Source organism: Chamaesiphon sp., assembly GCF_041737865.1.
In the GTDB taxonomy this organism is placed as follows: Bacteria; Cyanobacteriota; Cyanobacteriia; order Cyanobacteriales; family Chamaesiphonaceae; genus Chamaesiphon.
On the sequence record NZ_JBGSQZ010000016.1, the window covers coordinates 20,928 to 27,987 of the forward strand.

6 protein-coding genes and 1 pseudogene are annotated in these 7,060 nt (G+C 44.1%); 4 read left to right on the forward strand and 3 right to left on the reverse strand.

The annotated features are described in order from the left end of the window. Positions 1-108: 108 nt before the first annotated feature. Together ACEW9J_RS01145 and ACEW9J_RS01150 are read right to left on the reverse strand one after the other, a co-directional pair. On the reverse strand, positions 109-930 hold the full coding sequence (locus ACEW9J_RS01145) for an alpha/beta fold hydrolase (RefSeq protein ID WP_373543315.1): 822 nt from the start codon (positions 928-930) through the stop codon (positions 109-111). Continuing rightward, entirely contained in the window at positions 927-2,189 is a 1,263-nt protein-coding gene (locus ACEW9J_RS01150) for a glycosyltransferase (RefSeq protein ID WP_373543316.1), read from the reverse strand. Before ACEW9J_RS01150 ends, ACEW9J_RS01145 begins: the two co-directional genes overlap by 4 nt. Before the next feature lie 194 nt (positions 2,190-2,383). On the opposite strand from ACEW9J_RS01150, the gene ACEW9J_RS01155 reads away from it, so the two are divergent. Beyond that, positions 2,384-3,070: a Bax inhibitor-1 family protein gene (locus tag ACEW9J_RS01155; RefSeq protein WP_373543317.1), complete on the forward strand. Its 687-nt coding sequence runs from the start codon at positions 2,384-2,386 to the stop codon at positions 3,068-3,070. A 150-nt stretch (positions 3,071-3,220) separates the two neighbouring features. Beyond that, positions 3,221-4,096, forward strand: a complete 876-nt coding sequence (locus ACEW9J_RS01160) for a bile acid:sodium symporter family protein (protein ID WP_373543318.1) — start codon at positions 3,221-3,223, stop codon at positions 4,094-4,096. A gap of 210 nt (positions 4,097-4,306) precedes the next feature. Here ACEW9J_RS01160 and ACEW9J_RS01165 read toward each other — a convergent pair whose 3' ends face one another. Then, positions 4,307-5,008 carry a fatty acid desaturase gene (locus tag ACEW9J_RS01165; RefSeq protein ID WP_373543319.1) on the reverse strand — a complete coding sequence of 234 codons (702 nt, stop codon included), beginning with the start codon at positions 5,006-5,008 and terminating at the stop codon, positions 4,307-4,309. Between the two features lie 1,040 nt (positions 5,009-6,048). Here ACEW9J_RS01165 and ACEW9J_RS01170 point away from each other — a divergent pair. Then, positions 6,049-6,267: pseudogene (locus tag ACEW9J_RS01170) on the forward strand (IS630 family transposase); the annotation flags it as partial. After that, positions 6,213-6,584, forward strand: a complete 372-nt coding sequence (locus tag ACEW9J_RS01175) for a transposase (protein WP_373543320.1) — start codon at positions 6,213-6,215, stop codon at positions 6,582-6,584. The pseudogene ACEW9J_RS01170 and the gene ACEW9J_RS01175, both read left to right, overlap by 55 nt. Positions 6,585-7,060 lie beyond the last annotated feature (476 nt).

Genomic DNA, 7,060 nt, shown 5'->3' on the forward strand with positions numbered 1-7,060 from the left:
TTGATACTTCGGCTACGCTCAGTACAAGTAATTGATAATTGGGTTGTCCCGCTGGGGATTTCAACCCCGAAGCCATAGCTTCTGTTCTTTGTTAAAACTTTCATCGTTTTAGCTCGATCGATTCCAGTACTCCAGGATCGATCGAGTTACTTCTTGAGCATGTGTCTGAACTAGATCGTGATCCGCGCCAGGGATAATATCTAGACTAGCTTGCGGAATTTTTTGAGCATAAGCTTGGGAGTGCCATAATGGAATGGTGCCATCGATTTCACCTGCAATTACTAAGGTGAGAGTGGTGATGCGATCGATATCATTTTCGACAGTATCGACGGCATCTTCTGGATTGAGTCGATCGATTAAAAACGATCGCGCGGCTGGTTGAGAGACGATCGCTTCTCGTGCGGCACGGATAGTATTAAATGATTTCTCATTACCGATTAATCTCACAAATGGCGCGATCGAATTTAGAGCCAAATCTACCAATGATGTCTGCCATAATAACGGTTTGATATAGTCATAACGACCGACGAAACTATCATCTCTAATTCCCGCTGGAGCTAAGAGCACCATCCCCGCTAATTGCGGGATTGACAGATTTCGATCCTGGATATCTACAGCATAAGCAGCCGCTACCCAAGCACCATAAGAATAACCAAGTAGATAAAACTTATTGATTTTTTTGGCAGTTAAAAACTCTTTGAGGAATTCAACATGATCTTCGATGAGATAGCGAATATCTGGTTTGGAAGAATCACCAAAGCCTAATAACTCTAAACTAATGCAACAATAATTAGTTGATAATCCTTGGGCGATCGATCCCAGTGTCCAGGCATCACCAAAAAAGCCATGCAATAAAATTACGGGAATACCTGCACCGATGCTCGTATAAGCAGCAGTATATTTACTCAACTCGATCGTCTGTTTGCTCATGTCCGAACGACTGGTTTTCTAGTAGAGATAGCCTGTTCTATGATATCAGCCGCACGACTGACTCCGCCAGATTTGGAGATCGATTGTTTGAGTGCGATCGCCTTTTGGCGATAACTTGGTTGAGTCAATACTAACTTTAGTGCAGTTTGCAGTCTCGCCGCAGTTAATTGTTTCAATGGCACGATCTCACCCGCACCAATCCAAGCGATGCGGGCTGCCACTCCTGGCTGATCGTTGGTAATCGGAATTGCCACCATCGGAACGCCATAAGTCAAGCATTCTAGTGCGGTATTCATCCCCGCATGGGTAATCGCCACTGAGGCACGCTCTAGTAGTGCTAGTTGGGGCGCATAGCTAACTACAATCGGATTTCCTGGCAATACTGGTAATGATTCCAAACTAGCTCCGCCGAGAGAAATCACCAACTGAGCATCTAAGTCTACACAAGCAGTGGCGATCGCCTGAAATATATCAGTCAATTGATTTTGTAATGTCCCCATCGACGCATAAATCAGCGGTTTGTCAGTTAATTGCTCCCACGGAAAATCGACTGGCTTGCGACTGGTTCGATTGTGATATGGGCCAGTAAAATGGAAATATGCTAGTAAAGTTTGTCTGGGATATTCAAATTCTGCTGGCTGTTGAGTTAAGATGGCTAGTTGAGAATCAGAAGTAATTTCTGGTGCCAATTTCCACAATTTTCGATAGCTAAAACGCAAGGTTTGCATCGACTTTCCGAACGGACTCACCAATCGGTACACGATCTGGTTGCGAAGCATCGCCCACCACGCGGTGTTATAGCTCCAAGTAGTAAACAGCGGGGGGATTGTCGGCTCTTGGTTAAATGGCAAGGCACTGCAAATAGTCACAAACGGAATATCCAATAAGTCAGCAACAGTACCACCTTCAGGTAAAATTTGATCTACTAATAAGGCTTCGATTTGGGCATCTTTGAGGACATTTGGCCCATCTTTGAGAAAGACTGCGGCGGATTTTTTTATCCAATCGTGCGTGTAATTTAGTGCTGCCAAACCGCTGAGTTTACCCAGCTCGGCAAACAATCGATCGCTCGATCCCGCTGGAAACTCTACTTCCCCGAACGCCCTAAATTCTAAGCCCGCCGCTAGCACCTTCGCTCTAGCATCAACTATCCCAAAAAATGTCACTCGATGCCCCCGTCGCTGCATTTCTTGCCCTAACGGTAGCATCGTATTCAAATGACCAGTTTCGGCGGGACATAATAGACCTAAATGAACCATATTTTAGTAGTGATAAACGACATAGCAAAGACGATCGAAACTAGCTAAGATCTAACTAAATCAACTGTAAAGTATTTCATAACTTTCCGGATTCGGGACAGCTAGAGTTGGATCTATTACCAGTTATACTGCCATGCTGTGGCTATGCCCACGCGCGGCAAACTAAGTATCGATAGTTTTAGAGGTTTAATTTTATGGATGTAGTAGCTAGACAGCAGCCTCAAGAACGGGCTGAGTTTATCAAAAAGACTTATACCCATCTGGCTGGTGCGGTGGGGCTGTTTATCATATTTGAGACATTCCTGATTCAGTCGGGTATTGCCGAAACTTTAGCCCGCGCTCTGACTGGTCGTTTTACATGGTTGGCGATCTTGGGTGGGTTCTCGATTCTCGGCTGGTTATCGCGGGGGTTAGCAGCTAGAGCGGATTCAATCTCGCTCCAATATGGCGGATTGGGGCTATATGTAGTGGCCGAAGCGTTCCTCTTCGCACCGTTAATATTTATCGCTAGTAGTGTGTACGATCCGACGATTGTGCCGACGGCAGGTATTCTCACATCACTGATGTTTGTTGGTTTAACCGCAGTCGCTTTCACGACGGGCAAAGATTTTACCTTTCTGGGTGGCGCGCTCAAAATTGGTGGCTTTGTGGCACTAGGATTGATTATCTGTAGCGCGATCTTTGGATTTACCCTGGGCTTATTTTTCTCTGTGCTGATGGTTGGATTTGCGATGGCAGCAATCCTCTATGATACATCGAGGGTAATGCTCCACTATAACAAAGACCAATATGTGGCAGCTTCGCTGGAGCTATTTGCTTCGGTAGCTTTGCTGTTTTGGTATGTACTACAAATTTTGATGTCGATGTCTTCTCGCCGTTAAATTATCAGTTTTGGGTGAAGGATCGTGGCTGAGTGTTTGTCATAAGCCAATAGACACAAGTTGACTGGACTTCATTATCTTTGGGGGATACCGATCGCCGAGTGGCCAAGAAAAGGTAAAATGCAGTCTATGTAATCCCGACTACCTTGTATGGAAAGTAACCTGTTCACGGCTGTTTTACTACCGCTAGCCCTGTCCTTAGTGATGTTGGGAATGGGTTTAAGTCTGATTCCCGAAGATTTTCGGCGGATCGCTCGCTACCCTAAGGCGGTAGCAGTAGGCACCATTTGTCAGACGCTCCTATTACCCCTAATTGCCCTCTTGATTACCCAATTAGTGCCGATGCAGCCAACGATCGCTGTAGGACTAATCGTGCTAGCACTGTGTTGTGGTGGTCCTTCATCTAATCTGATTACTTATCTCGCCAAAGGAGATGTTGCGCTGTCAGTTTCGCTCACGGCAGTTGGCAGTATTATTACAGTCTTCACGATTCCGATCTTTTCCAATCTCGCGCTCAAGCACTTTCTCGGACAGAATGCCGCGATCGATATGCCGATCGGTCAGACAATGGTGCAAATTTTCCTGATTACACTGCTGCCAATCGCGATCGGCATGACCATTCGCCAACGATTTCCCAACACAGCCAATCGTCTAGAAAAGGTGATGAGCCGCATCGCTGCTGGTCTACTGGCACTAATTATTCTCCTACTAGTAGTCCGTGAGGGTAGCAAATTACCCGGATTTATTTTACAGGTAGGAGTTGCTGTGTTACTACTCAATGTACTGTCAATGCTAGCAGGATTCTCGATCGGTAAGCTGCTCAAGCTACCACCGTCCCAGCAAATCTGCATTGCAATTGAGGTTGGTATTTCCAATGGCACGCTAGCTCTGGCGATTACCGCTGGTCTGCTAAATAACCCTGAGATGGCGATTCCTGCTGCTGTTTATAGCCTGTTGATGTACGTTACGGGGTTTGGAACTATCCTCTATGGTCGAAAGGTTGCCACCACAGAGGGACGAGCCTGACTATCGCTAGTTGTACCACTCCACCTCTTAAATCCAAAACAGCAAATAGGAAAACTGCTTCGAGTACGCCCTAGATTTGAGCGAAACAATGATAACGCCAAGCTCAAGCTCAAGCTATGTTTTATTCGGCTGATGCTCAAACGAATGCCGCCACCTAAAAAGATCTCAAATGGGTTCTATAAAAGCGCAGCATTCGCTCCAGTTTAGATTTTAGTTGGAAGTTAGTCGATCGAGCAACCGCGATCTCCGTGCTGCTGGTAATTGCCACCAGCCCAAATGCGGTAAGTCATGATGCTCCTCGTGATAGCCAAAGTGGTAACAGCTAATGAACGACCAAAACTCCGAAAAAGGTGTGCTGGTAGCGCGACACTCATTTACATAGCCATTGACAGGTTCGCGATGTGGTAGGAATGTTCCAAACAAGAAGAGTTGAAACGAACTCATCACCGACGGGAACACCCAAAACCACGAAAGATTGCTCTCTGGAACGCGTAACACTTGATGCACGGCATGAAATGTCAAAATCAACAATCCTAACCGCAGCCAACTCCAATAGTTCTGCATAAAGTTGAAATACCAAGCAAAGAAATTCCGCCGTTTGCCATTGTGAAAGTCAGGATCGCCCACCTGTGCCGGAATGTCATGATGAAGATCGTGCATCTGGCGCATTTTTGCAAATGGGAACATCGCATAGACAAATAATACAAAACTACCGATCGCATCATTCAACTTCCGATTCGAGGGTGCGATCGATCCGTGCATTCCATCGTGTGCCGTCACAAACAACCCCACATACAAAAACATCTGCCAAGCAAAGCCTACAAACTTCACCCAGCTTGGCAATTGCGCCAAATCCAAGCTAAACAGAATGCCAGTGCTACTCGCCCAAATCCCAATCAGTGACAGTGCCACCCAAAATCCCCGATTTGTCGCCTGTCTCAATATTCCTCACCTCGATTGTCTGACTATTTTTTATCCAACCCGATATTTATTTTAACGTTTCTCGATCGGTGAAGGGTTGCCCAGACAACTACTGACTCAGTAACCTGGCTGACTGACAGATCTCAAATTGAAGGTAGGAGTCAGGTTTGACAGATAAGAGAACTAATCCGCGAAAACCAGATTGAATCGTAGAAGTCCAATTCAGCTTTTGCCGAAGCAAAACAAGGCTCTGGATCTTTGGAAAATAGAGGAGTCACCTTAGCACGGCTCGACCTTTATTGACCACACACACCTTGAAGATAACGTCATAATTAAAGCACTCACCATCCAAGCTAATGTCTTGAGATGTCTCCAGTCTCTGGCTTGGCTGTATTGACTAAAGAATCCTAATAATTGCGGATGCGAATCGCGCTGTAGGCGAAGACGTGTCGTTAGACGGTCTCCTCAGCGTGCGTTCGCACCAAACAGACGATCGAGAAGAGTAGAACCGTTCATCCGAGTTTCAGCTAGAGCGTTCGTAACTTTAGCGAAGCCATGATTTTCTACTCTTTTCTTTCCCTGTCTACTTTTGAGCCACTTGTGTCAGGCAGTCAGGCACCAGACAGACACAGAGTAATCCACCAAATAGCACAATCCCGATTAAACATCCAAGATAATCACTCCATTGCGTTAGTCTAGTTGCTAACCCAATTGTCACACCGATCGATTTGGGTTGGCAATTGGAAATAAAGCCGCCAATGTGTCGATCGCATAGTTCAGTATTCCTGGCATCATGCCACTTTAATTCCTCTCAATCACACCTATTGTATCATTGCAGATCCGATCGCATAATAGCACACTTATTAGGTGTAAGTACAAGCTTTGTTAGGGACTGGAAAAGAGCTTTTAAGGTCGGAGGAATAGCAGGAATTAAACTAGGATACCAAGGCGCGATCGGCAAATTAACAACCGAACAAAGAAGAGAAATAATCGAGTGGCTGAAAGCTAAAGACTATTGACATTTAGATGAATTAATTAATCATTTAGAGGATAAGTATGAGGTTGTATACAAATCAAAGCAGAGTTACTACGATCTATTTGAAGCTGGAAAGATTAGATGGAAAAGGTCTCAGAAAGTCAATCCACAATTTGACGAGGAGCTAGTAAAAAAAAGCGAGCTGAGATTAATGAATTTTTGGCTAACCACAAGACAGAGATTGAGACAGGGGCGATGGCAGTGTTGTTTATAGATGAGTGTCATTTACTCAATGGAGATATCTGTGGATATGTATGGGGACAAACTAAAATTAGAATTGAAGTCCCAATTAAAAATGAAAAAAATAGACAAACTTATTTTGGGTCCCTTAACTATCAAACGCATGAATTTACAATTGAAGCTTATCCAGCAGGTAATGGTGAATCAACGGTAAAGTTTGTTAAGAATTTACAGGGTAAATATCCGAATCAAAAAATCGTCTTCATTTGGGATGGAGCTAGTTACCATAGGTTTATAGTCGGTGCACCGAATATAGGTGAATTTAGAGAATATTTGACGAAAGTCAATTAATCCAAGTCACCAGATAATCTGAAGTTACTTGCATCCTATTTGCGCCAAATGCTCCTCAACAAAATCCGGTTGAAGATATTTGGCTACAAGCGAAGAACTTTTTGAGAAAATACTGGTATTTATGTAAGTCTTTTTGGGCTGTTAAAAAGCTATTTGAGTTATTTTATGACTCTTCAAAATTTGATTTCCCCAAGATTCACCAGTATCATTTGGCTCTCCTCTGAAAACAGGGTAAAATGTAGCGACAGCTACGTTTTACCCTCATACTGGCTATGGACTTTCACCTGAATTCTCTTCTTGATTTATCTCAAGCTACAGTTTTCACTTGTTACCATAAAACGGATTTTATTTGTTTGCACTTACAATTAAATAATCTCGGAATTACTTGCCCTAACTGTCAAAGTTACACTGATAATCTTCACGATCCTAGCTATATTCTAATTAGAGATTTGTCAATTTTTGGCAATCTGGTTTAT

Bases quoted from the DNA above. Each gene is read 5' to 3' on its own strand.
- ACEW9J_RS01145 (WP_373543315.1), bottom strand. From the start codon at position 930: ATGAGCAAACAGACGATCGAGTTGAGTAAATATACTGCTGCTTATACG.
- ACEW9J_RS01150 (WP_373543316.1), bottom strand. From the start codon at position 2,189: ATGGTTCATTTAGGTCTATTATGTCCCGCCGAAACTGGTCATTTGAAT.
- ACEW9J_RS01155 (WP_373543317.1), top strand. From the start codon at position 2,384: ATGGATGTAGTAGCTAGACAGCAGCCTCAAGAACGGGCTGAGTTTATC.
- ACEW9J_RS01160 (WP_373543318.1), top strand. From the start codon at position 3,221: ATGGAAAGTAACCTGTTCACGGCTGTTTTACTACCGCTAGCCCTGTCC.